A 21,903-nucleotide genomic window follows, 5' to 3' on the forward strand; every position below is an offset into this window, starting at 1 on the left:
GACCGGCATGCAACCGCAAGCGCTGAAGCACCTTGAAGGGCCCGCGACGCGGGTGATGGTGGTCGATGGCTCGAAGCTGGTCCGCAAGCTGATCGCCGACGTCCTGCAGCGCGACCTGCCGGGCGTGGAGGTGATTGGCTGCGACAGCATCGAAGACGCGCAGCAGGCGCTGGCGCAGGGCCCGGTGGACCTGGTGACGACCTCGCTGACCTTGCGTGATGGCGACGGCCTGGCGCTGGCGCGCATGGTCCGCGAAGCGGCCGGACAGGCCTATGTGCCGGTGATCGTGGTTTCCGGCGACGCCCAGCAGCACCTGGAGCAGCGCCGCTTCACCGAGTACGTCACCGACTATTTCGACAAATCCCTGGGCCATGAAGCGCTGGCGACCTTCATCCGTGGCTATGTGCAGCCGCAGACCATCCCCGGCGCCACCATCCTCTATATCGAGGACAGCCGCGTAGTGGCCGAGGCCACCAAGCGCATGCTCGAGCGGCAGCAGTTGAACGTGCTGCACGTGGTCAGCGCCGAAGAGGCCTTCACCCTGCTCACCGCCGAGTCGCTGGGCCGCAGCCGCCACCGCATCGACCTGGTGCTGACCGACGTCACCCTGAAGGGCGAGCTGAGCGGCCGCGACGTGGTGCAGCGCGTGCGCGTGGACTTCGGCTACGGCAAGCGCCGCCTGCCCGTGCTGGTGATGACCGGCGACGGCAACCCCCACAACCAGACCGGGCTGCTGCAGTCCGGTGCCAACGACCTGGTGCTCAAGCCGATCGAAGAGCGGCTGCTGGTCACCAAGGTGCTGTTCCAGCTGCGCCTGGCTCGATTGAATGATGGACCTTTGTTGCGATGACCGATGAAGTAACCGACACCCCGACGATCCAGCTGGAACCGAGCTGGAAGCAGCACGTCGGTGAGTACCTGTTGCAGCCGCAGATGCGCGAGCTGTCGGCCTTCCTGCGCCAGCGCAAGGCCAGCGGTGCGGCGGTGTTCCCGCCCGGGCCGCAGATCTTCGCAGCGTTTGACGCCACGCCGTTCGAGCAGGTGAAGGTGGTGATCCTCGGCCAGGACCCGTACCACGGGCGCGGCCAGGCCCACGGCCTGAGTTTCTCGGTACCGCCCGGCGTGCCGGTGCCGCCGTCGCTGCTGAACATCTACAAGGAGATCGAGAGCGATCTCGGTATCCCGCGCCCGGACCACGGCTGCCTGATTCCGTGGGCGCAGCGTGGCGTGCTGCTGCTCAACGCGGTGCTGACGGTGGAAGAGGGCAAGGCCGGTGCGCACCAGGGCCGTGGCTGGGAAGGCTTCACCGATCACGTGGTGGACGTGCTCAACCGCGAACGCGAAGGCCTGGTGTTCATGCTCTGGGGCGCCTATGCGCAGCAGAAGGGCAAGGTGATCGACACCCGACGCCATCGCGTGCTGAAGTCGCCGCACCCGTCGCCGCTGTCGGCCCACCGAGGCTTCCTCGGCTGCCGGCATTTCTCTATGGCCAACGAGTACCTGCAGCGCCGCGGGCAGGCCCCGATCGACTGGTCGCTTCCACCACATTCGGCGCTCTGAGCACGGGCGCCCGGCCCTGGCTGAACGTCGGGCAACGTTTCCGGCCCTGAATGGGCCTTCGTGATGGCCTGTTCAGCTCCGCTTGACCCGATTCGGCCGGTTTCCGGTGGGTAATTGCTTGAATTCCAAGGGATTGTGAATCCCGAAAAGCGTGCTCGCCACTGTCATCAAATCGCGCTACGGTAGGGCTCTGTTTGGGACCAGTGTTGCATCAATAGGATGCTGGAACTTTTTCCTCCTTTAGCAGTCCAAATCCCGGACTGCTAAGATGGGTGCCTATGAGCCAGAACACCTCTACTGCCCTTGTGGCAAACAATCTCCCGATTCCCAGTGCGCTCGGTTCGCTGGACGCCTACATCGGTGCCGTGCACCAGATTCCGGTGCTGTCGGTCGATGACGAACAGGACCTGGCCCGTCGCTTCCGCGACGGCAACGATCTGGACGCCGCCCGCGAGCTGGTGCATTCGCACCTGCGCTTCGTGGTGCACGTGGCCCGCGGCTACAACGGCTACGGCCTCGCCCTGGGCGACCTGATCCAGGAAGGCAACATCGGCCTGATGAAGGCGGTCAAGCGCTTCGACCCGGACATGGGCGTGCGCCTGGTCTCCTTCGCCGTGCACTGGATCCGTGCCGAAATGCACGAGTTCATCCTGAAGAACTGGCGCATCGTGAAGGTCGCCACCACCAAGGCGCAGCGCAAGCTGTTCTTCAACCTGCGCAAGTCGAAGACGCGCCTGGGCTGGATGAACGCGGCGGAAGTCAGCGCGGTGGCCAAGGATCTGAACGTGTCCGAGCGCGAGGTCATGGAAATGGAGTCGCGCCTGTCCGGCCGCGATATCGGTTTCGATGCGCCGTCCGACGAGGACAACGAACACGCACCGCCGTCGCCGGCTGCGTTCCTGGTTGCCGATGATGAAGACCCGTCGATGGCCTACGAGCGCGAGGACAACGAAGACAACCAGATGCAGCTGCTGCGCGAAGGCCTGGCCGAATTGGATGCGCGTTCGCGTGACATCATCCGCCGCCGTTGGCTGGATGCCGACAGCAAGGTGACGCTGCAGGAACTGGCAGACGAGTACGGCGTGTCGGCCGAACGCATCCGCCAGGTCGAGGCGAATGCCCTGAAGAAGATGAAGGCGCTGTTCACCGCGTAAGGCATAGATCTTTGGTTCGGTTCCTGTTTCCGGCCCCCGTTCTGATGAAAAGCCCCGGCGTTGGTCGGGGCTTTTCGTTTGACCGGCATGGCTGTTGGTAATGCGGGCCGCTGATCGGCTGCTTCAGTAGTACCAGCCCATGGCGGGCAGTCATGCGCTTCCGGTAGCCGTTCAATCCCTCGAGAGGTTTATAGCCAAGGGCCTGGTCCAATTCAGAATGGTCCCTCTGGCCTCAGTCCTGGAGTTGGACTCCGATGACTGCCTTCCTGTGCTATGAATGCCAAGCCTTGCTTCAAGGCTCTTTCATGGATTGGAATGATGCGCAGGTTCGGGGGAACTGCAGGCGGTGTGTCGACCCGCCTCGGGGGATTTGAAGATCGAACTCGCAAGCTGGGTGCCATAGGCGTCTGGCTGTGCTGCGTGCTGCTAATGGGCCTTGGCCTGTCACCATCCGCAATCGCCCAGACAACGATCACATACATTCACACTGATGCCCTCGGCTCGGTTGTGGCGGAAAGCGATGCCAACGGCAACGTCATCAAGCGATATGACTACGAGCCCTACGGGGCCGTGGTAGGCGGTCAGGTCACGGATGGACCTGGGTACGCCGGACATGTGAGCGACTCGGCTACAGGGCTGAGCTACATGCAACAGCGCTACATGGATCCACAATTGGGCGTGTTTCTGTCGGTAGACCCAGTCACCGCTCACCAAATGCCAGTTGAGCAGTTCAATCGGTATCGGTACGCGAACGGGAATCCGTACAGGTTCGTCGATGCGGATGGAAGGCAGGCCGCAGAGCGATTCGTTGAGCAGCATCGGAGAGATATTGCTGCCGGAAATGGCGCCGTATACGAGCCGATGAGACCGGCCGCGATCGCCGTTACAGCGGCAATGGCTGCCCCAGTGCTGATCGAAGCTGGCATGGTTGCGATGGCCAATCCAAGTGTCGTATCGGCAGCTACCAGTATCGCTGCTGATATCGCAGGAGTTACAGGTGCCGGTGGAGCAGGTGTTGCGGCATCCAAAGCTCTGAGTGCAGAAGGTCGGGCACTTTTGAATTCCCGGCCTGTTGGAAGTGCACTCAAAGCGGACGCTGGGCACAATTCAGCGACCTTTATGCGAGAGACCGCTGCAGAAGCAGGTGTTCATACTCCATTGACAGGAGGCGACGGCGTGGTTCGCACTCTGACTCAGCTACCCGGTGAACTCAATGGAAAGGCTGGTCGGTTTGAATACATAGTCGACAAGGCTGGCGACTTGACCCATCAAAGATTTGTGGAAGGTGGCAGCATGAACGGAATACCAAACAAGAAGTGAGTGTCTACATGAGAACGTATGACTGTATTCAACCCTATGGGCCCTGGAGTCAGACCGAGGTGGCGTGGGCACTGGGGCGCCATCTGATTGACTTTGAGGTTGCGAAGCACTGCGCGTCGGAGCAGAAGGGACTGGAAGAGAAGTTCAATCTGAACTCCTTGATTGAAAGACTTGAAGGGGCTTTTCCCGATGAGCGTAATAGCGTAGCTGCGCAGTTGGCGGCATTCGACAAGAACTCAAACGAGGATGAGATTTTCAGAAGATGGCTGGTTGCATTTCTCGCGGACGCTTACGCTAAGCGCGATGAGATTGCTGATCCGCTCGGAGAGGTTGAGAGGATCTACGCTGATTTTGATTACCCGGAGTCTCTGGAGAGCTTTGTCAGGTACATGCCAGCTTCTGATGGGTATGATCCGGCTGCGCACTCACATGAGCAGAATGTTGCGCGGCTCTTCGAGAACTGGAAGCGTTATCTTGACTCGGCGAAGTAGCAGATTCACTCAGCGTAATTTCCTTCGCTTGACGTGCGTCGCTTCTTCCCGAAGCGCACCGTCCCGGCTTCCATGCCGAGGACGGTGAAGACTCCCAGAATCCGTGATCTGGTTCCATGCAGGAAGCTGTGTAGTGGATCTACCAGGTCTCACCCCTCGCGTGCGATCGCGCGCCAGCCGATGTCGGTGCGATGGAACTCATTGGCCCAGCTCACCTTCGCCACGCCTGCATAGGCGTTCGCCTGAGCGTCGCGCACGCTGCCACCCAGTGCAGCCACGCACAGCACGCGGCCGCCGGCGCTGAGCACCTGGCCCTGCGCGTCCAGCGTCGTGCCTGCATGGAACACCTTGGCCGTTGCCGGCACCTCATCCAGGCCGGAGATCACGTCACCGGTGATGGGCGCTTCCGGATATGGCTTGGCCGCCAGCACCACGCCCAGTGACGGGCGCGGATCCCACTGCGCGTCGACCTGGTCCAGGCGACCATCGATCGCCGCTTCCACCAGCTCCACCAGGTCCGACTGCAGGCGCAGCATCACCGGCTGGGTTTCCGGGTCGCCGAAACGTACGTTGAACTCGATCACCTTCGGCGCGCCGCTGGCATCGATCATCAGGCCTGCGTAGAGGAAACCGGTGAACGGGATACCGTCGGCGATCATGCCCTGCACGGTCGGGTTCACCACCTCGCGCATCACGCGTGCATGCACCTCCGGCGTCACTACCGGCGCGGGCGAATAGGCGCCCATGCCACCGGTGTTCGGGCCGGTGTCGCCGTCGCCGACGCGCTTGTGGTCCTGCGAGGTGGCCATCGGCAGCGCATGCACGCCGTCCACCATCGAAATGAAGCTGGCTTCCTCACCATCGAGGAACTCTTCGATCACCACGCGCGCACCGGCATCGCCGAACGCGTTGCCCGACAGCATGTCACGCACGGCATCTTCGGCTTCGGCCAGGGTCATCGCCACGATCACGCCCTTGCCGGCAGCCAGACCATCGGCCTTGACCACGATCGGCGCGCCCTTCTCGCGGATGTAGGCCAGGGCGGCATCCACCTCGGTGTGCACGGCATAGAACGCGGTGGGGATGTTGTGGCGGGCCAGGAAGTCCTTGGCGTAGGCCTTGCTGCCTTCCAGCTGCGCGGCGGCGGCAGTCGGCCCGAAGATGCGCAGGCCGGCGGCGCGGAAGCGGTCGACCACGCCGGCCACCAGCGGTACTTCCGGGCCGACCACGGTCAGCGCCACGCCTTCGGCCTGGGCCAGCGCCAGCAGGCCGTCGATGTCGGTCACTTTCACCGCCACGTTGCGGCACTTGTCTTCGCTGGCGGTGCCGGCGTTGCCGGGCGCCACGATCACTTCGGTGACACGGGAGGACTGGGCCAGCTTCCATGCCAGGGCGTGTTCGCGGCCGCCAGAGCCGATGACAAGTACGTTCATCACGAGATTCCAGATTGCGTGGGAAGGGAAGATCGATATCCCCGGCGGCGCGCGTGGCTCACTCGCAGCCTTCGCGTCGCAGTGATTCGGGGAAGGAATAGGCCCAGGTCTTCGGGTCCAGGGTAAAGCGGTGTTCCTGCCGGACCTGCTTGCCACCGCAGGTGGTGCCGGTTTCCTCGATCAGCAGCGGCCAGATGCGCGCGCTGCGATCGCTGTCGTCGAAACGCAGGGCGAAATCGATGCTGAAGCGACGGGTACGGCAGTCCTCGACAGTCTCCGGGTCGCTGCTGGCGCCCAGGTTGTCGCACTCGTACTGGGCGTCATTGTCGATATGGCTGCGCACGCTGCCACTGGACACCAGGCCGTTCGGGCCTGGCAGGATCAGCGACTGCGAGAGCAGCGAGAAGCCCTGCCCGAACCAGCCGTCCTCGACGCGGAAACCATAGAAGTCGCTGCCTGCGCGGATGATGCTGGCGGTGCCGGGCTGGCCGCCGCTGCCAAAGCGTTCGCCAGTCAGTTCACTGGTCACGTCGAAGCCCTCGCCCTTCGGATGCAGCACGAAGAAGTCGATCATGCCTGCGTCGATGTGCGCGCCTTCGGACAAAGCACCGCAGACCGCCAGCAACTGCTGCCAGCTGTCACCGCTCACCACCGGTTGCTCGGCGCAGACGTGCCAGTCCATCGGGCGGGTTTCGCCGTCGTCGTTCCAGCTGCCGTGCCATTCACCGGAGAGCCTGGCGTTCTTGCCGTAGCGCTGGACCAGGAAGGCCTGCAGTCGCGCGGTGCGGCTCACGTGCGCCGTCGGCTCGGCAGGGGCCGACGTGGCGGCCTGCGGCGACGACGCAGGCACCGGGGCGGCCGCAGGCTTGCAGCCGGCCAGCGCGGCCGCGCCCGCGAGGGCGAGCAAGGCCAGCGATTTCAGTGAGACTGCGGACATCCGTGTCGCTCCAGTATCAGTGGCGGAAGTGGCGCACGCCGGTGAACACCATGGCCAGGCCGTGTTCGTCGGCGGCGGCGATCACTTCGGCATCGCGCATCGAACCGCCCGGCTGGATGACCGCCTTGATGCCGGCGGCAGCGGCGGCATCGATGCCGTCGCGGAACGGGAAGAACGCATCGGAAGCCATCACCGAACCCTCGACCACCAGGTTTGCATCGGCGGCCTTGATGCCGGCGATGCGCGCCGAGTACACGCGGCTCATCTGGCCGGCGCCGACACCGATGGTGCGGTTGTCCTTCGCATAGACGATCGCGTTGGACTTCACGAACTTGGCCACCTTCCAGGCAAACAGCAGGTCGGTGAACTGCTTGTCGGTCGGCGCCAGCTTGCTGACCACCTTCAGCTCGTCGCGGGTCATGCCGCGGTTGTCCGAGGACTGCAGCAACAGGCCCGAGCCGACGCGCTTGCTGTCGAAGTTGTTCAGGCCATCACCATGCGGGATGCGCAGCACGCGCACGTTGGCCTTCTTCTGCGCGTATTCCAGCGCGGCCGGCTCGTAATCCGGGGCGATCAGCACTTCCACGAACTGGCGGTCCAGGATGACCTTGGCGGTGGCAGCGTCCAGCGGCGTGTTGAAGGCGATGATGCCGCCGAAGGCGCTGGTCGGGTCGGTGGCGTAGGCCAGCTCGTAGGCATCGCCGTTGCCGGCACCGACGGCCACGCCGCACGGATTGGCGTGCTTGACGATCACGCAGGCCGGCGCATCGAACTGGCGCACGCATTCCCACGCCGCATCGGCGTCGGCCAGGTTGTTGTAGCTCAGTTCCTTGCCCTGCAGCTGCTGGAACGTGGCCAGGGTGCCCGGCACCGGGTACAGGTCGCGGTAGAACGCGCCGCTCTGGTGCGGGTTCTCGCCGTAGCGCAGGTCCATCACCTTGACGAAGGTGGAGTTCATCTGCGCCGGGTACTCGGCACGGGCCGGCACGGCGGCGTCGGTGGCGGTGACCGCCGACAGGTAGTTGCTGATCGCCGCGTCGTACTGGGCGACGCGGTTGAACGCGGCCACCGAGAACGTCAAGCGGGTGGCGGCCGACAGCTGGCCGTCGTTGGCGTCCAGCGAGGCCAGCAGTTCGGCGTACTGCGACGGATCGGTGGCCACCGCCACGCGGGCGAAGTTCTTGGCCGCCGAGCGCAGCATGGCCGGACCGCCGATGTCGATGTTCTCGACCGCGTCGGCCAGGGTGCAGTCGGCCTTGGCGGTGACCGACTCGAACGGATACAGGTTCAGCACCAGCAGGTCGATGGCACCGATGCCATGCTCGGCCATCACCGCATCATCCAGGCCCGAACGGCCCAGCAGGCCACCGTGCACCATCGGGTGCAGGGTCTTGACGCGGCCGTCCATCATTTCCGGGAAACCGGTGACGTCAGCCACGTCCTTCACGGCCAGGCCCGCATCGCGGATCGCCTTGGCGGTGCCGCCGGTGGACAGCAGCTCCACGCCGCGTGCCGCCAGCGCAGTGGCCAGCTCGACCAGACCGGTCTTGTCGGAAACGGAGAGGAGGGCCCGGCGGACGGGCAACAGATCAGCAGTCATGGGACGGAATCGGCAGCGGAGCGGGGCCGATATTGTAGGCGGTGGGGGCCGGTGGCGGGCGCCGCAGGGACAGATTTGCCGTGGCAGTTGACGTAAAGGCGGGTCGGGCACATCGATCCGGCCCGATCCGGGGGCTGGGCTGCGGACCGGAGCAGGGTTGTTGGAATCTGCCAACGATGGGGTAGGCTGTGCCCCGCACTGCCAAGGATCAGCGGGTACGGATCATGTCGATCTACGCATTGAAAGGACGTTTCCAGGACCTGTTGCGTCCAGCCGTACGCGGTCTGTTCCGCATGGGGATCACTGCCAATACGGTGACCGTGGCTGCTGCCGTGGTCTCGCTGCTGGTGGCCGCAGCCGTGTGGTGCTGCGCGCCTGCCCAGCCTCTGCTGTACCTGCTGCTGCCGTTGTGGATGCTGCTGCGCATGGCGCTCAACGCGGTGGACGGCATGCTGGCGCGCGAATTCGGCCAGCAATCGCGGCTGGGCGCCTATCTGAACGAATTGTGCGATGTGATCGCCGATGCGGCGCTGTACCTGAGCCTGCTCAGCGTACCCGGCGTGCGCCCGGAGGCGCTGTGGCTGCTGGCCTGGACGGCGGCGCTGAGCGAGTACGCCGGCGTGCTGGGGCTGATGGTCGGTGCCAGCCGCCGCTATGACGGCCCGATGGGCAAGAGCGACCGCGCCTTCGTGATCGGTGCGCTGGGCTTGCTGCTGGCCTTCGGCTGGGGCGGTGCACTGACGGCCAGCGGCGTGGCTGCAGCCATGGCAGTGTTGTGCGTGCTGACGATGATCAACCGCGTCCGTCGCGGACTGCGGGAAGCGGCGGTTTCGCCGAATTAATCAAGCAGATACAAAAAGACAATCAGGAGATTGCATGCGTCAGGCGCAGGAACGGGAATTCCACAGCTTCGACCAGGTACCGCTGTTCTACCGGTACTGGGCGGACACCACCGCAACCCCGGCCACCAAGGCCATCGTGCTGCTGCACCGCGGTCACGAGCACTCCGGCCGGGTCACCCACCTGGTCGATGAGCTGGACCTGCCCGACACCGCCTTCTTCGCCTGGGATGCGCGCGGCAATGGCCGTTCGCCGGGCGCGCGTGGCGATGCACCGGGCTTCCCGGCGCTGGTGCGCGACCTCGATAGCTTCATTGCCCACATCGGTGCCGAGCACGGCATCGCGGTGGAAAATATCGTGGTGATCGCGCAGAGCGTGGGCGCGGTGGTCGCCGCGACCTGGGTGCACGATTACGCGCCGCGCCTGCGTGCGCTGGTGATGGCTTCGCCGGCGTTCAAGGTGAAGCTGTACGTGCCGTTCGCGCGCCCGGGCCTGGCCTTGATGCAGAAGCTGCGCGGCAACTTCTTCGTCAACAGCTATGTCAAGCCGCAGTGGCTGACCCATGATCCGGCGCGGGTGGAAAGCTACCGTACCGATCCGCTGATCACCCGGCCGATCTCGGTGCGCGTGCTGCTGGGCCTGTACGAAGCGGCTGACCGCATCGTCGCCGATGCGCAGGCCATCAGCGTGCCGGTGCAGCTGCTGGTGTCCGGTTCGGACTTCGTGGTGCACCGTGGCCCGCAGGATCGCTTCTATGAACGCCTGTCCAGCCCGATCAAGGAGCGGGTGCATCTGCCGGGCTTCTTCCACGACACGTTGGGCGAGCGCGATCGGGCGTCGGCACTGGCGCGCATCCGCAGTTTCATCCAGGCGCGCTTCGCCGAACCGCTGCGCGAGTTGTCGCGTCGTGACGCACACCGGCATGGTCCGACCTTCGAGGAATCGGAGATCCTGGCCTGGCCACCGGAACGCAACAGCCTGGCCGACCTGCGCTGGCGCGTGGTGCGTGGCGGCCTGCGTTTCGGTGGCACGTTGTCCGAAGGCATCGCGCTGGGCCTGCAGACCGGTTTCGATTCCGGCAGCACGCTGGACTACATCTATCGCGACCAAGCGCGTGGCAAGGGCCCGCTGGGCCGCATGGTCGACCGCAACTATCTGGATGCAATCGGCTGGCGCGGCATCCGTGTGCGCGGCCAGCACCTGCAGGAACTGCTGCGCGATGCTGCGCAGCGACTGCGCGGGCGGGGCACGCCGGTGCGCGTGCTGGACGTGGCCGCCGGCCATGGCCGCTATGTGCTGGAAGCGCTGGGCCAGGGCGAACAGCGCGCCGACCGCATCGTGCTGCGTGATTTCAGCGATCTGAACGTGACCCAGGGCCAGGCCTTGATCGAGCGCCTCGGCGTAGCCGACATCGCCCACTTCGAGCAGGGCGATGCGTTCGATCCCGCGCAACTGGCGGCGGTGGACCCGGCGCCTACGCTGGCGGTGGTATCGGGCCTGTACGAACTATTCCCCGACAACGACGCCGTGCTGCGCTCGCTGCAGGGCATCGCCGCAACCGTACCGGTGGGCGGCTACCTGGCCTACACCGGCCAGCCCTGGCACCCGCAGCTGGAATTCATCGCCCGCGCGCTGACCAGCCATCGAGGCGGCGCCGCGTGGGTGATGCGCCGCCGTACCCAGCAGGAGATGGATGAGCTGGTGCGCCTGGCCGGGTTCGAGAAGGTGGCGCAGCGCATCGATGACTTCGGCATCTTCACCGTGTCGCTGGCGCGCCGGACCGCGTGATGGCGACGCTGGCCGCAACCCCACTGGCCGCGGAAGGGCGCCCCTGGCGGCGCGCGCTGCTGTGGCTGGCGCTGCTGGGTCCGTTCTTCTTTGCCAGCTACGGCTTCGCCAACTGGATGGCCGGCCGCCACGCTACGCTGCCGGTGATGGCGTTCGCCTGGGAGACGCGCATTCCCTTCGTGCCGTGGACGATCGTTCCGTACTGGTCGATCGACCTGTTCTATGCGGTCTCCTTCTTCCTGTGCCGGCAACGTCTGGAACTGGACCGGCATGCGCTGCGGCTGTTCAGTGCACAGCTGATCGCGGTCACCTGCTTCCTGCTGTGGCCGCTGCGCTTCAGTTTCGAGCGGCCGGAGATCGGCGGCGTGTTCGGTTGGCTGTTCGATGTGCTGCTGGGCTTCGACAAGCCGTTCAACCAGGCGCCATCGCTGCACATCGTGCTGCTGATCGTGCTGTGGGTGAAGTTCGCGCAGTACCTGCACGGCGTGTGGCGTTGGGTGCTGCATGTGTGGGCACTGCTGATCGGTGTCTCGGTGCTGACCACGTTCCAGCATCATTTCATCGATATCCCGACCGGCCTGCTGGCCGGCTGGCTGTGCGTATGGCTGTGGCCGGAGCAGGGTACGCCGCCGCTGCGGGCCTGGCGCACGGCGCGTGATCCAAAGCGCTGGCGCCTGGCCTCGTTCTATCTGCTGGGCGCGGGGGTGCTGCTGGTGCCGGTGGTGGTGCTGGGGGGCACGGCGCTTTGGCTGCTGTGGCCGGTGGTGTCGCTGCTGCTGGTGGCGCTGGCCTATGCCGGGCTGGGTGCGGCGGTGTTCCAGAAACGCGCCGATGGTCGCCTGACCGTGGCCGCGCGCTGGCTGCTGGCGCCGTACCTGGGTGCAGCCTGGATCAATTCGCGGCTATGGACGCGGCGTGTGCCGCAGCCGGTGCCGGTGATGGACGGCGTGTGGCTGGGGCGCATTCCCGACGGCGCGTTGCCGCCGCCACTGTCGGGCGTGGTGGATGCCTGTGCCGAGCTGTCCTGCCGCGCGCCAGGCGCGGCGTACGCCAGTGTGCCGATGCTGGACCTGGTAGTGCCCACGCCGGAGCAGCTGCGCGAGGCAGTCGAGGCCATCGAGCGGCTCCATGCGCACGGACCGTTGCTGGTGTGCTGTGCGCTGGGCTATTCGCGCAGTGCGGCCAGCGTGGCCACCTGGCTGCTGCGCAGCGGTCGTGCGGCCGATGCTGACGCTGCGGTCGCGATCGTGCGTGTGGCACGCCCCGGCATCGTGCTGGGCGCGGCGCATCTGCATGCCATCACCGCTGCAGCAGGAGCGCGCGCATGAGCACCGTTCCCGATCTGGCGACCATGCAGCTGCTGCTGCGGCAGGGGCGTTGGCCGGCATGCCTGTCGCTGGGCCTGTTGCTGGTGGCGTTGCTGCTGCTCGGCATCGAGACGGGGCTGGCGATGATCGCTGCCGGGCTGTTGCTGCTCAGTGTTGCCGCGGGCATCGCACAGGCCTACCACGCGTGGCGTGTGGGGCTGGATGCCGACCTGCTGCAGCTGCTGCGCGATGAGGGCCTGCACGACGAAGCCGCCGCGCGCCGCACCGATCAGCTGCTGCACGACAGTGGCCTGCGCCGTGCCTCGCCCGCTGCACAACTGCGCGGCTGGGATGCGCGTTGGGCCGGCATGCGCCGCCTGCTGCTGCGCCAGTACCTGCTGACCGCAGTGCAGTTCGTACTGCTGGTGGTGGCCGTGTTGTGGCCGCAGACGTGAACGGGAGGGACCGATGCTTGCCGAACTGATTGCCCGCGCCTGCAGTGGCGCGATCCATGTGGTGACCGGCGCCCGCGCGCTGTGGATCGGCTGTGCGCCGTCCAGCGAGCGTCGCGTGTACTACGGCAACCATGCCAGCCATGGTGACTTCGTGCTGATCTGGTCGTCGATGCCACCGGCATTGCGACGGCAGGTGCGCCCGGTGGCCGCGGCCGAATATTGGCAGCGCGACGGCCTGCGCCGCTACCTGATCGACGCGGTGTTCAACGGTGTGCTGGTCGAGCGCGAGGCCGGGCATCGTCAGCAGGATCCGCTGCAGGTACTGCGCGAGGCCGTGGACGAAGACTGCTCGCTGATCCTGTTTCCGGAAGGCACGCGCAATGTGGGCGATGAGCCGCTGCTGCCGTTCAAGAGCGGCATCTACCACCTGGCACGGCAACGACCGGAACTGGAGTTCGTGCCGGTGTGGATCGACAACCTGAAGCGGGTGATGCCCAAGGGCCGGTTCCTGCCGCTGCCGCTGCTGTGCACGGCCACCTTCGGTACGCCGCTGCGGCTGCAGGCTGACGAGGACAAGGCCGCCTTCCTGGCCCGCAGCCGACAGGCGCTGCTGGACCTGGCGCCGAATGGAGGTCGTGCATGAGTTTCGTGCTGGATGTATCTGGCGATCTGGCAACGCAGAGTGTCGGCCAGCAGACCGGCCTGCTGTTTGCCGGTGTGGGGGCGGTGCTGGTGCTGGCCACGCTGGTGGCCGAGACCCTGCGCTGGCGCCAGCGCGGCCAGCCCAGTGCAGTCATCGCCAACCTGGTGTCACGCATCCGCGCCTGGTGGGTGATGGCGATCGTGGTCGGGCTGGCGCTGTTCTTCGGACGTGCCGGGGTGATCGTGCTGTTCGCGATCATCTCGCTGTTCGCGTTGCGCGAGTTCATCACGCTGGCGCCGACCCGCTCGGGCGACTACTACGCGCTGCTGGCCGCGTTCTACATCGTCCTGCCGTGGCAGTACTACCTGGTGTGGATCGACTGGTACGGCATGTACACGCTGCTGATTCCGGTCTATGCGTTCCTGTTCCTGCCGATCCTGTCGACCATCGGCGGTGACACCACGCACTACCTGGAGCGGACCGCGAAGGTGCAGTGGGGCCTGATGATCTGCGTGTTCTGCATCTCGCACGTGCCGCTGCTGCTGAACCTGCACGTGCCGGGCTACGATCCGGCGCGCAACGTATTGCTGTTCGCTTTCCTGGTGATCGTGGTGCAGTCCTCGGACGTGCTGCAGTACATCTGGGGCAAGCTGCTGGGCAAGCATCTGATTGCGCCGAAGCTGTCGCCATCGAAGACGGTGGAGGGCTTCGTCGGTGGCGTGCTGAGTGCCAGCGCGCTGGGCGCAGCGCTGTGGTGGATCACCCCGTTCACGCCGCTGCAGGCGTTCGGCCTGTCGCTGCTGATCAACCTGATGGGGTTCTGGGGCGGCCTGGTGATGTCGGCGATCAAGCGCGACCGTGGCATCAAGGACTGGGGCCACATGATCGAGGGCCATGGTGGCATGCTCGACCGGCTGGATTCGGTGTGCTTTGCCGCGCCGGTGTTCTTCCACGTGGTGCGGTATTACTGGAAGGCGGGCGGCGGCGGTTGATTCTGCCGGCTTCCATCCACGCATGGCGTGGATCTACCGGTAGTGCCGGCCGCTGGCCGGCAACTGCAACATCGTGCCATCGTGCATCATTGGGTTGCCCGCCAGCGGCTGGCGCCACCCAGGCGCGCGCTTACGCGCTGATGCCGTATTCCTTCAGCTTCTTGCGCAGGGTGGCACGGTGGATGCCCAGCATCGCCGCGGCGCGGCTCTGGTTGCCTTCGCAGTGGTTGAGCACTTCCACGAACAGCGGGATCTCCATCTCGCGCAGCACGATCTCGTAGACATCGTCCGCATCGCAGCCATCAAGGTCACGCAGGTAGCGGCGCACGGACTGGGCGACGTGTTCACGCAGCGGTGGCCGGGGAGCGCCACGACTGTTGTCAGGACGAGAAAGGACAGCGTTCAAGGGGGTTCCCGATTCGGTTGGCCCGTGCGCGCGGAGCGCGCGGCCGGACGAGGTGGTGGCGGCCAGTCTAGCGCGAGCGTGCCCGGCCTGCCACGGCTGGTCGCCTGCCCCCGGTCAGAGAAAGTCGAAGGTGAATGCGACGGTGGACGCAGCGGGCTCCTGTACCCGGAACGCGACGCGCGCGCTCTGGCCCGGTTCCAGCAGGGCTGCGCCGGGGTTCTCACCCAGGTATTGCGCGGGCGTGAACACGCCGCTGCCGATCACCCGGCCATCGGCATCGGACAATGACAGCCGCAGGTCCGGCCACGCCTGTGCCCAGCGCGCATCATTGCGGATGCTGGCCTGCACCTGCAGCACGCCGGCCTGGCCTGGCAAGGGGCGGATCTCGCGGCTGGTCATGGTGAACGCAGCGGGCTCGTGCCAGGCGGGCAGGCTGCAGCGCAGCACGCCACACAGTGCCCCCAGCCATACGCGGTTGCCGGCGTCGGCAGCCAGCCGCGCACGGTCGGCCAGCACACTCTGCAGGACCAGCAACAACGCCAGCCCGGCGACGAGCAGCCAGTGCCAGCGGGGGGCTGGCAGCGTGCGCTGGCGTGCGCTGCCGAGGAAGCTGGGGGCATCGCTGGTGACCGCCGTTGCCTGCACCGCGGCCAGCGCCGGTTCGATGGCTGCAGCTTCAGCAACGATGACAGCGTCATCGTCGTGTCGCATTTGTGTGGCCGGTGGTTGCGCCAGATTGCTGGGCTCGGCCTGCACCTGCTCCACAGGCGTTGTCTGCCCGGTTTGATCCTGCATGCGCGGATCGGACGCAGGCGCAACCTCACCTTCCGGGGTCTTGCGCAGGAAGGTGGCCAGGGGGCGGCGGGGTGGGTTCGGCTCGGACATGCTCAGGGCGCGGGCTCGGATCCAGCGGTCATTCAACCACGATCAGGCGCGGCGCACGCCAGTGATGCGCATCCAGTCGCCGTCCTGGGTGGCCTGCAGATCATCGAACCAGGCCGCGTAGCGCTGCAGCAGTTCGCCTTCCTGGCCATGCAGGATGCCGGACAGGGCGATGCGGCCGCCGGCGGCGACGCGTGCGGCCAGCAGTTCGGCCAGCGCATCCAGCGCCGAGGCGAGGATGTTGGCGACCACGATCGGATAGGTCGCGGCCGGTTCGTCCTGCGGCAGGTACACGTGCATGCGGGCCTGTTCTCCGTTGCGCTCGGCATTGTCGGCGGTGGCGACCAGCGCCTGCGGATCGTTGTCCACGCCGATGGCTTCAGCGGCGCCCAGCTTCAGCGCGGCCAGTGCAAGGATGCCCGAGCCGCAACCGAAGTCGAGCACGCGCTGGCCCTGCAGCAGGCCATCCACGGCCAACTGGTCCAGCCAGCGCAGGCACAGTGCGGTGGTCGGGTGGGTACCCGAACCGAACGCCAGGCCCGGGTCCAGCCGTACCACGGCGGCGTCGGCGGCCTGTGCGGCGTCGGGCAGTTCGTGATTCCACGGCACGATCCAGGTACGGCTGCCGAAATCCATCGGCTTGAACTGGTCCAGCCAGGCGCGTTCCCAGTCTTCATCCTCGACCGCGCGGAAGCTGCCGCTGCTCCAGTCCAGTTCCGGATCGAAGGATTCCAGTGCGGCCAGCAGCAACAGCGCGTTGCTGTCGGCGGGGAACAGCGCGCTCAGCACCAGGGTGTCCCACAGCGGGGTCTCGCCCACGCCTGGTTCGAGAATGGCCTGTTCGTTGCTGGTATCGGCCTCGGCATCGAGCAGGGTCACGGCCAGTGCACCCACGTCCTCCAGCGCATTTTCATAGCGGGGCTGGGTGGCTTCGGTGCAGCGCAGGGTCAGTTCCAGGAACGGCATGGTGGTGGGGGCAATCGCGGGAAAGGGGGCCATGCTAGACCATCGGAGCGTCTCCGTATTGCCTGAGATGCTGTGCCTGGATGAACGAAGCCCGTTCAGACAGGCCCGTCGGGCCTTGCTAAACTTCGTGCTTTCCTGTGTGCCGTATCGCCCGCCGCCGCCGATGGCCTTCGCTCCTACCCTGAAAACCTGGTTGCTCGTGCTGCCGGCCGTGGCCGTGCTGGGCGTGGCCGGTTATCGGGCCAGCGGCCATGCTCCGGCTTCTTCGGTAGCCTCGGCGGATCTGGCGGTTGGGGGGGCGGCCACTGACAGTGCGGCACCGCTGCCGGTGATGCCGGAGGCGCTCGCGCGCCGGCTGGCACCCTTCGAGCGTGGCGGTGCATTGCCGTCCGGGCTGCCCCTGGATATCCGCGCTGATCTCGAAGAGGCCACCGACCTCTACGCCTATGCGCAGCGTTTGCGTGCGCAGGCGGACGAAGGCAATCACGAGGCGCGCTGGATGCTCAGCCGTGTCTACGACTATTGCGCGCAGTATGCGGTCGATCCGGGTGGCTACCGCCTGGACAACAACGTGCTGGCCGGATTGGGCCTGACTGCCGCACCGGCGATGGAGAAGGCGCGCGAACGCGTCGCGCAGCGTTGCGGCGGGTTCGTGCCGGGCGACAAGCTGGGCACGGCCCTGGTGCTGTCCGAACGGCGCAAGGCGGCTGCACAGGGCAACCTGGCTGCCGAGGCTGCCCTGTTCGCCGAGGGCGAACCGCTGCAGGACAGTCCCGAGTACCGCCGTGACCTGGTTGAACGGGTGCGCACCTCGCGCGACCCGGAGGCCTTCATGGCCATCGCTCCGGGGATGGGCGTGCGTGCCTCGGGTGACCGCGCGCTCAGCGGGCTGGTGGCGGGCGAGCAGCTGAGTGAACTCGCATGGCGGCTCGCGGCCTGCGAACTCGGTCTACCGTGTGGGGCAGACAGTGTGCTGGTCAACAGTTTTTGTGCGAACGGAGGGATCTGTTCGCAGGATGGTACGCAGGATTTCCGGGATTTCGTGTATGACGCTGCGGTATCGCGGCAGGGCGCTGGGAAGATGAAGGAATGGATCAAGCGATTGGTTGGAAAGAGGAACGAGCAATGAACTACCGCCGATTCCTGCACGGGGCCAAGTTCTGGTTCTGGGTGGCCCTGTTCGTGGCCTACTCGGCCGGCGCCGTTGGCCTGTTGATGATCGATACCTATGAAGATCGCTACCGGCATCTGTCGAAGGTGGAACTGACTACTGTGAAGGCGCAGGAAGACGTGCGCCGTGCCGGTGCCAGCCAGGTGGCCGCGGTCTATCGGGCGCAGAGCGGCATGCCGTTTGCGTCGCTGCCGGCGGGCAGCACCTTCCAGGTGGTGTGGCCGGATGGTTCGACCGAGACCATGGTGATCGTCGACCCGACCTCGCCCAACGGCGTGCGTCCGCTGGCGAACTCGCAGATCCCGGCCGAAGCTGCCGACAAGCGCTGACGCGCCTGCTGTAGCACCGGGCATGGGCTCGGCGCTGCAGCAACGGAAAAGGGCGGGGATATCCCCGCCCTTTTCATGTCCAGCACGCGGCGCCGATCAGGTCAGTGCGATCGGCTTGTTCTTGCGCTCGGCAAGACGCTTTTCCAGGTAGTGGATGTTCTGGCCACCGGCCTGGAAGCCCTTGTCGCGCATGATCCGCTGCTGCAGCGCGACGTTGGTCTTGATGCCATCGACCACCATTTCGCTCAGTGCCACGCGCATGCGGGCAATGGCGGTTTCGCGGTCCGGGCCGTGCACGATCAGCTTGCCGATCATCGAGTCGTAGTTCGACGGCACGCGGTAGCCACTGTAGATGTGGGTGTCCACGCGCACGCCGGGACCGCCCGGCGGATGGAAGCCGGTGATGGTGCCCGGGCTCGGCACGAAGGTTTCTGCATCCTCGGCGTTGATACGGCATTCGATGGCATGGCCGGTCAGCACCACGTCACTCTGCTTGATCGACAGCTTCTGGCCGGCGGCGATCTTCAGCTGCTCGGCCACCAGGTCGATGCCGGTGACCATTTCGGTGACCGGATGCTCCACCTGGATGCGGGTGTTCATCTCGATGAAGTAGAAGCGGCCGTCCTCGTACAGGAACTCGAAGGTGCCGGCGCCGCGGTAGCCGATGCGGATGCAGGCTTCCACGCACACCTTGCCGATCTGCTCGCGCTGCTCGGCGGTGATGCCCGGTGCCGGCGCTTCTTCCACCACCTTCTGGTGGCGGCGCTGCATCGAGCAGTCACGCTCGCCCAGGTGGATGGCGTTGCCCTGGCCGTCGGCCAGCACCTGGATTTCCACGTGGCGCGGATTCTCCAGGAACTTCTCCATGTAGACCTCGCCATTGCCGAACGCGGCCTTGGCTTCGCTCTTGGTGGTTTCGATCGAGGTCTTCAGCGAGGCTTCGGCGTGCACCACGCGCATGCCGCGACCACCGCCACCGCCGGCCGCCTTGATGATGACCGGGTAACCGATCTCGCGGGCGATCTTGGTGTTGGCGACGATGTCCTCACCCAGCGGGCCGCCCGAGCCGGGAACGCACGGCACGCCGGCGGCCTTCATCGCGCGGATGGCCTCGACCTTGTCACCCATCATGCGGATGGTGTCGGCCTTGGGGCCGATGAAGATGAAGCCGGACTCCTCCACGCGTTCGGCGAAGTCGGCGTTCTCCGACAGGAAGCCGTAGCCCGGGTGAATGGCCTGGGCGTCGGTGACTTCAGCGGCGGCGATCAGGGCCGGGATGTTGAGGTAGCTCTGCGGCGACGGCGCCGGACCGATGCAGACCGACTCGTCGGCCATGGCCACGTGCTTGAGGTTGCGGTCGACCGTGGAGTGCACGGCCACCGTGCGAATGCCGAGGGTGTGGCACGCTCGCAGGATGCGCAGCGCGATCTCCCCTCGGTTGGCGATGACGACTTTGTCGAGCATGGCGTGCCCCTCAGCCGATCACGAACAGCGGCTGGTCGAATTCGACCGGCTGGCCGTTCTCGCCGAGGATGGCGACGATGGTGCCGGACGTGTCGGCTTCGATCGGGTTGAACATCTTCATCGCTTCGATGATGGCCAGGGTCTCGCCTTCCTTGACCTGCTGGCCAACGGTGACGAAGGCCGGCTTGTCCGGGGCGGACGAGGCGTAGAAGGTGCCGACCATCGGCGAGCGCAGCACGTGGCCTTCCGGCAGTGCCGGGCCCGGCTTGGCGGTGCCGCCGGTGGAGGCTTCGGTCGGCGACTGCATCGGCATCGCCTGCGCCGCCGGAGCGGCCGGAGCGGCATACACCGGGGCGGCGACCGGGGCGGCGTAGCCGGCCACCGGCGCGCGCGACAGGCGCACCGACTCTTCGCCTTCCTTGATTTCGATCTCAGCCAGGTTCGACTCTTCCAGCAGGTCGATCAGCTTCTTGATTTTGCGCAGATCCATGAGGGCCTCTTTGGTTTCTTCTAGGTGAGGAGAGCGCCGTGGGCGCCCGGGTCGACAATCAGGTGGCGGATACCCGCAGCAGCGCCGCGTCCATCGCGTAGCGGTAGCTGTCGGCACCGAAGCCGCACACCACGCCCATCGCCTTGTCGCTGAAGTAGCTGTGCTGGCGGAACGGTTCGCGGGTATGCGGGTTGGACAGGTGGATTTCGATGAACGGCACCGCCACCGCCGCCAGCGCATCGCGCAAGGCCACTGAGGTGTGGGTGAACGCGGCGGGGTTGATCAGGATGAAGGCAGTGCCGTCGTTGCGTGCGGCCTGCACGCGGTCCACCAGTACATGCTCGGCGTTGGACTGCAGGCTCTCTACGGCGTGCCCGGCGGCCGAGGCCTGGGCAACCAGGGCCTGGTCGATGTCGGCCAGCGTGGTGTGGCCGTAGACCTCCGGCTCGCGGGTGCCGAGCAGGTTGAGGTTGGGGCCGTGCAGGACCAGCAGCTTCGCCATGGGATCCGGAAGACGGGAAAGGGCGGCAGTCTGGCGGAACCGGCGGATGCTGTCCAGTTCGGCGAAGTTTGCAGCGTTTCAATCGAACGTTTGAAATCTGCGGAAGCGCTTGCGGCCCTATGCGGGGCGGCGGATCAAGGCGCGCTGAATGCCTTGCGGGCGGGGGATGGATGCACGTAGGCCGACGATGGCGGCATGGGCCACGCCGGGGGATCCGCGCCAAGCGCGGGCGACGGGCTGCCGGTCAGTAGATCCACGCCATGCGTGGATGAAGGAAGTTCCATGTGCAGCAAGCTACGTACGCACCGAAGGGCAGGCCCAGGTTGCGCAGCAAGCTACGCACCCACCGGAAAGGCGGGTCAGGTCTCCAGCGGCACCGTCGGCACCACGTTCGGGAACACCTCTTCCAGCGGTTCCGGCTGCCCGGGCTTCGGCGCCGGCCAGTTGTAGGCATTGACCGGCTGCGCGCGGTTCACCCACAACGCGTAATACAGATGATCGGCGCGGCCGTCCCCGGTGTTGGGATGGATCAGGATGGTCAGGCCCAGGCTGTTGAGCTGCAGCCAGGGCACCAGCACGGGGAGCAGGTCGTTGGTGAAGCCGAAATAGAACGAGGGCGTGACATGCGGCCCACGCGGCTCAAGGTTCCAGTTGCCCAGCTCCACCGGGAACCGCTCGGCGGCCCAGCGCAGTAGCAGCGCGGCCTTTTCGAAGCTGTCCTCATCGAAGTAGATGTGAGCGTGGTAGCTCTTGATGTCGGTGTAGGCGCGCGGGCGCGTGGGAAGCGTGGCCTCGCCGGGACGCACGCTGGCCGGGCGCGGGGTAGGCTCGCTGGCCGTGGCCTGGCCCCAGGGGCTGCGGCCCTCGGGCGCCGGCGGAACGATGGCGCGGAAGCCGGGTCGCCCGGGTTCGGTGGTGTTCACGGCGTTGTCGCTGCGCGCGGCTGCGGTGGCAGCCGACGCGCTGGCCAGGCCGCCAGCGGCCAGCCCGGCCGACGCGATCAGGCGACGGCGCGCGGGTGAAAGCAGGTCGGCCCAATGGGCGTCATCGTCGCCGGCATCGATCAGGGTCTGCGGGTCCGGGCGCATCTGGGGCTCCGTGGGGCACTGTGTGGCAGGCAAGCACGCTCGGGCAGCGTGCACGGTGGTGTCCAATAAGCAGCCGGCATCACCT

The 21,903-nt window shown here is 66.2% G+C and carries 23 protein-coding genes; 13 read left to right on the top strand and 10 right to left on the bottom strand.

The window, feature by feature from the left end:
• Positions 1–7: 7 nt before the first annotated feature.
• The 5 genes from AC5P8C_RS06625 to AC5P8C_RS06645 all read left to right on the top strand — a co-directional run bounded on the left by AC5P8C_RS06625 (position 8) and on the right by AC5P8C_RS06645 (position 4,525).
• The gene (locus AC5P8C_RS06625) at positions 8–850 is read left to right on the top strand and encodes a response regulator (RefSeq protein WP_019660837.1); all 843 of its coding nucleotides are present in this window, start codon (positions 8–10) and stop codon (positions 848–850) included.
• Positions 847–1,560 (top strand): uracil-DNA glycosylase, encoded by a 714-nt coding sequence (gene ung, locus AC5P8C_RS06630; protein WP_495218470.1) that lies wholly within the window; start codon positions 847–849, stop codon positions 1,558–1,560. The genes AC5P8C_RS06625 and ung overlap by 4 nt, the downstream gene beginning before the upstream one ends.
• A 278-nt stretch (positions 1,561–1,838) precedes the next feature.
• On the top strand, positions 1,839–2,714 hold the full coding sequence (gene rpoH, locus AC5P8C_RS06635) for an RNA polymerase sigma factor RpoH (protein ID WP_099559904.1): 876 nt from the start codon (positions 1,839–1,841) through the stop codon (positions 2,712–2,714).
• A gap of 348 nt (positions 2,715–3,062) precedes the next feature.
• Positions 3,063–4,034, top strand: a complete 972-nt coding sequence (locus tag AC5P8C_RS06640; protein WP_239519187.1) for an RHS repeat domain-containing protein — start codon at positions 3,063–3,065, stop codon at positions 4,032–4,034.
• A gap of 8 nt (positions 4,035–4,042) precedes the next feature.
• The gene (locus tag AC5P8C_RS06645) at positions 4,043–4,525 is read left to right on the top strand and encodes a DUF2247 family protein (protein ID WP_019660834.1); all 483 of its coding nucleotides are present in this window, start codon (positions 4,043–4,045) and stop codon (positions 4,523–4,525) included.
• 149 nt (positions 4,526–4,674) lie between these two features.
• Here the strand turns inward: AC5P8C_RS06645 and purD are convergent, their stop codons facing one another.
• The 3 genes from purD to purH are packed head-to-tail and all read right to left on the bottom strand — an operon-like array spanning position 4,675 to position 8,495.
• A complete protein-coding gene (gene purD, locus AC5P8C_RS06650) occupies positions 4,675–5,958 on the bottom strand; it encodes a phosphoribosylamine--glycine ligase (RefSeq protein WP_019660833.1) in 1,284 nt (427 codons plus the stop codon).
• Positions 5,959–6,016: 58 nt separating this feature from the next.
• Positions 6,017–6,895, bottom strand: coding sequence for a hypothetical protein (locus AC5P8C_RS06655; protein WP_010481053.1), 879 nt, complete (start codon positions 6,893–6,895; stop codon positions 6,017–6,019).
• A gap of 16 nt (positions 6,896–6,911) precedes the next feature.
• Positions 6,912–8,495 (bottom strand): bifunctional phosphoribosylaminoimidazolecarboxamide formyltransferase/IMP cyclohydrolase, encoded by a 1,584-nt coding sequence (gene purH / locus AC5P8C_RS06660; protein WP_495218471.1) that lies wholly within the window; start codon positions 8,493–8,495, stop codon positions 6,912–6,914.
• A gap of 224 nt (positions 8,496–8,719) precedes the next feature.
• Between purH and AC5P8C_RS06665 the strand changes: the two genes are divergently transcribed.
• From AC5P8C_RS06665 to AC5P8C_RS06690, 6 genes are read left to right on the top strand one after another with little or no spacing between them, the layout of a single operon-like run.
• Positions 8,720–9,337: a CDP-alcohol phosphatidyltransferase family protein gene (locus AC5P8C_RS06665; protein WP_207049533.1), complete on the top strand. Its 618-nt coding sequence runs from the start codon at positions 8,720–8,722 to the stop codon at positions 9,335–9,337.
• Positions 9,338–9,371: 34 nt separating this feature from the next.
• Entirely contained in the window at positions 9,372–11,123 is a 1,752-nt protein-coding gene (locus AC5P8C_RS06670; RefSeq protein WP_495218472.1) for a bifunctional alpha/beta hydrolase/class I SAM-dependent methyltransferase, read from the top strand.
• A complete protein-coding gene (locus AC5P8C_RS06675) occupies positions 11,123–12,451 on the top strand; it encodes a phosphatase PAP2/dual specificity phosphatase family protein (protein WP_495218473.1) in 1,329 nt (442 codons plus the stop codon). Before AC5P8C_RS06670 ends, AC5P8C_RS06675 begins: the two co-directional genes overlap by 1 nt.
• A complete protein-coding gene (locus AC5P8C_RS06680; protein WP_021203254.1) occupies positions 12,448–12,885 on the top strand; it encodes a hypothetical protein in 438 nt (145 codons plus the stop codon). Before AC5P8C_RS06675 ends, AC5P8C_RS06680 begins: the two co-directional genes overlap by 4 nt.
• A gap of 13 nt (positions 12,886–12,898) precedes the next feature.
• A complete protein-coding gene (locus AC5P8C_RS06685; protein ID WP_021203255.1) occupies positions 12,899–13,528 on the top strand; it encodes a lysophospholipid acyltransferase family protein in 630 nt (209 codons plus the stop codon).
• Entirely contained in the window at positions 13,525–14,520 is a 996-nt protein-coding gene (locus AC5P8C_RS06690) for a phosphatidate cytidylyltransferase (protein ID WP_021203256.1), read from the top strand. Before AC5P8C_RS06685 ends, AC5P8C_RS06690 begins: the two co-directional genes overlap by 4 nt.
• 130 nt (positions 14,521–14,650) lie before the next feature.
• Here the strand turns inward: AC5P8C_RS06690 and fis are convergent, their stop codons facing one another.
• From fis to prmA, 3 genes are all read right to left on the bottom strand, one after another.
• Positions 14,651–14,926 (bottom strand): DNA-binding transcriptional regulator Fis, encoded by a 276-nt coding sequence (gene fis, locus AC5P8C_RS06695; RefSeq protein WP_005419706.1) that lies wholly within the window; start codon positions 14,924–14,926, stop codon positions 14,651–14,653.
• A gap of 114 nt (positions 14,927–15,040) precedes the next feature.
• The gene (locus tag AC5P8C_RS06700) at positions 15,041–15,811 is read right to left on the bottom strand and encodes a DUF3426 domain-containing protein (RefSeq protein WP_019660828.1); all 771 of its coding nucleotides are present in this window, start codon (positions 15,809–15,811) and stop codon (positions 15,041–15,043) included.
• Positions 15,812–15,853: 42 nt separating this feature from the next.
• The gene (prmA, locus tag AC5P8C_RS06705; RefSeq protein ID WP_233654082.1) at positions 15,854–16,774 is read right to left on the bottom strand and encodes a 50S ribosomal protein L11 methyltransferase; all 921 of its coding nucleotides are present in this window, start codon (positions 16,772–16,774) and stop codon (positions 15,854–15,856) included.
• Between the two features lie 163 nt (positions 16,775–16,937).
• Between prmA and AC5P8C_RS06710 the strand changes: the two genes are divergently transcribed.
• Together AC5P8C_RS06710 and AC5P8C_RS06715 are read left to right on the top strand one after the other, a co-directional pair.
• Positions 16,938–17,903 (top strand): hypothetical protein, encoded by a 966-nt coding sequence (locus tag AC5P8C_RS06710; RefSeq protein WP_495218625.1) that lies wholly within the window; start codon positions 16,938–16,940, stop codon positions 17,901–17,903.
• Positions 17,900–18,274: a hypothetical protein gene (locus AC5P8C_RS06715; protein ID WP_010481078.1), complete on the top strand. Its 375-nt coding sequence runs from the start codon at positions 17,900–17,902 to the stop codon at positions 18,272–18,274. The genes AC5P8C_RS06710 and AC5P8C_RS06715 overlap by 4 nt, the downstream gene beginning before the upstream one ends.
• Positions 18,275–18,370: 96 nt before the next feature.
• On the opposite strand, the gene accC is transcribed toward AC5P8C_RS06715, so the two are convergent.
• From accC to AC5P8C_RS06735, 4 genes are all read right to left on the bottom strand, one after another.
• The gene (accC, locus tag AC5P8C_RS06720) at positions 18,371–19,738 is read right to left on the bottom strand and encodes an acetyl-CoA carboxylase biotin carboxylase subunit (RefSeq protein ID WP_019660825.1); all 1,368 of its coding nucleotides are present in this window, start codon (positions 19,736–19,738) and stop codon (positions 18,371–18,373) included.
• Positions 19,739–19,748: 10 nt separating this feature from the next.
• Positions 19,749–20,228, bottom strand: a complete 480-nt coding sequence (accB, locus tag AC5P8C_RS06725) for an acetyl-CoA carboxylase biotin carboxyl carrier protein (RefSeq protein WP_019660824.1) — start codon at positions 20,226–20,228, stop codon at positions 19,749–19,751.
• Positions 20,229–20,286: 58 nt separating this feature from the next.
• Positions 20,287–20,730 carry a type II 3-dehydroquinate dehydratase gene (gene aroQ, locus AC5P8C_RS06730; RefSeq protein WP_019660823.1) on the bottom strand — a complete coding sequence of 148 codons (444 nt, stop codon included), beginning with the start codon at positions 20,728–20,730 and terminating at the stop codon, positions 20,287–20,289.
• A 359-nt stretch (positions 20,731–21,089) separates the two neighbouring features.
• A complete protein-coding gene (locus AC5P8C_RS06735; protein WP_495218474.1) occupies positions 21,090–21,818 on the bottom strand; it encodes a DOPA 4,5-dioxygenase family protein in 729 nt (242 codons plus the stop codon).
• Positions 21,819–21,903: the final 85 nt, after the last annotated feature.

The sequence above is a fragment of the Stenotrophomonas sp. YJH_SMC_46 genome, assembly GCF_059370315.1.

Coding starts and splice junctions, on each gene's coding strand:
- AC5P8C_RS06675 (WP_495218473.1), top strand. CDS start 11,123: ATGGCGACGCTGGCCGCAACCCCACTGGCCGCGGAAGGGCGCCCCTGG.
- AC5P8C_RS06625 (WP_019660837.1), top strand. CDS start 8: ATGCAACCGCAAGCGCTGAAGCACCTTGAAGGGCCCGCGACGCGGGTG.
- AC5P8C_RS06710 (WP_495218625.1), top strand. CDS start 16,938: ATGGCCTTCGCTCCTACCCTGAAAACCTGGTTGCTCGTGCTGCCGGCC.
- purH (WP_495218471.1), bottom strand. CDS start 8,495: ATGACTGCTGATCTGTTGCCCGTCCGCCGGGCCCTCCTCTCCGTTTCC.
- prmA (WP_233654082.1), bottom strand. CDS start 16,774: ATGCCGTTCCTGGAACTGACCCTGCGCTGCACCGAAGCCACCCAGCCC.
- accC (WP_019660825.1), bottom strand. CDS start 19,738: ATGCTCGACAAAGTCGTCATCGCCAACCGAGGGGAGATCGCGCTGCGC.
- AC5P8C_RS06715 (WP_010481078.1), top strand. CDS start 17,900: ATGAACTACCGCCGATTCCTGCACGGGGCCAAGTTCTGGTTCTGGGTG.
- purD (WP_019660833.1), bottom strand. CDS start 5,958: ATGAACGTACTTGTCATCGGCTCTGGCGGCCGCGAACACGCCCTGGCA.
- AC5P8C_RS06685 (WP_021203255.1), top strand. CDS start 12,899: ATGCTTGCCGAACTGATTGCCCGCGCCTGCAGTGGCGCGATCCATGTG.
- AC5P8C_RS06700 (WP_019660828.1), bottom strand. CDS start 15,811: ATGTCCGAGCCGAACCCACCCCGCCGCCCCCTGGCCACCTTCCTGCGC.
- AC5P8C_RS06670 (WP_495218472.1), top strand. CDS start 9,372: ATGCGTCAGGCGCAGGAACGGGAATTCCACAGCTTCGACCAGGTACCG.
- AC5P8C_RS06690 (WP_021203256.1), top strand. CDS start 13,525: ATGAGTTTCGTGCTGGATGTATCTGGCGATCTGGCAACGCAGAGTGTC.
- accB (WP_019660824.1), bottom strand. CDS start 20,228: ATGGATCTGCGCAAAATCAAGAAGCTGATCGACCTGCTGGAAGAGTCG.
- AC5P8C_RS06735 (WP_495218474.1), bottom strand. CDS start 21,818: ATGCGCCCGGACCCGCAGACCCTGATCGATGCCGGCGACGATGACGCC.
- ung (WP_495218470.1), top strand. CDS start 847: ATGACCGATGAAGTAACCGACACCCCGACGATCCAGCTGGAACCGAGC.
- AC5P8C_RS06655 (WP_010481053.1), bottom strand. CDS start 6,895: ATGTCCGCAGTCTCACTGAAATCGCTGGCCTTGCTCGCCCTCGCGGGC.
- aroQ (WP_019660823.1), bottom strand. CDS start 20,730: ATGGCGAAGCTGCTGGTCCTGCACGGCCCCAACCTCAACCTGCTCGGC.
- AC5P8C_RS06680 (WP_021203254.1), top strand. CDS start 12,448: ATGAGCACCGTTCCCGATCTGGCGACCATGCAGCTGCTGCTGCGGCAG.
- AC5P8C_RS06665 (WP_207049533.1), top strand. CDS start 8,720: ATGTCGATCTACGCATTGAAAGGACGTTTCCAGGACCTGTTGCGTCCA.
- AC5P8C_RS06645 (WP_019660834.1), top strand. CDS start 4,043: ATGAGAACGTATGACTGTATTCAACCCTATGGGCCCTGGAGTCAGACC.
- rpoH (WP_099559904.1), top strand. CDS start 1,839: ATGAGCCAGAACACCTCTACTGCCCTTGTGGCAAACAATCTCCCGATT.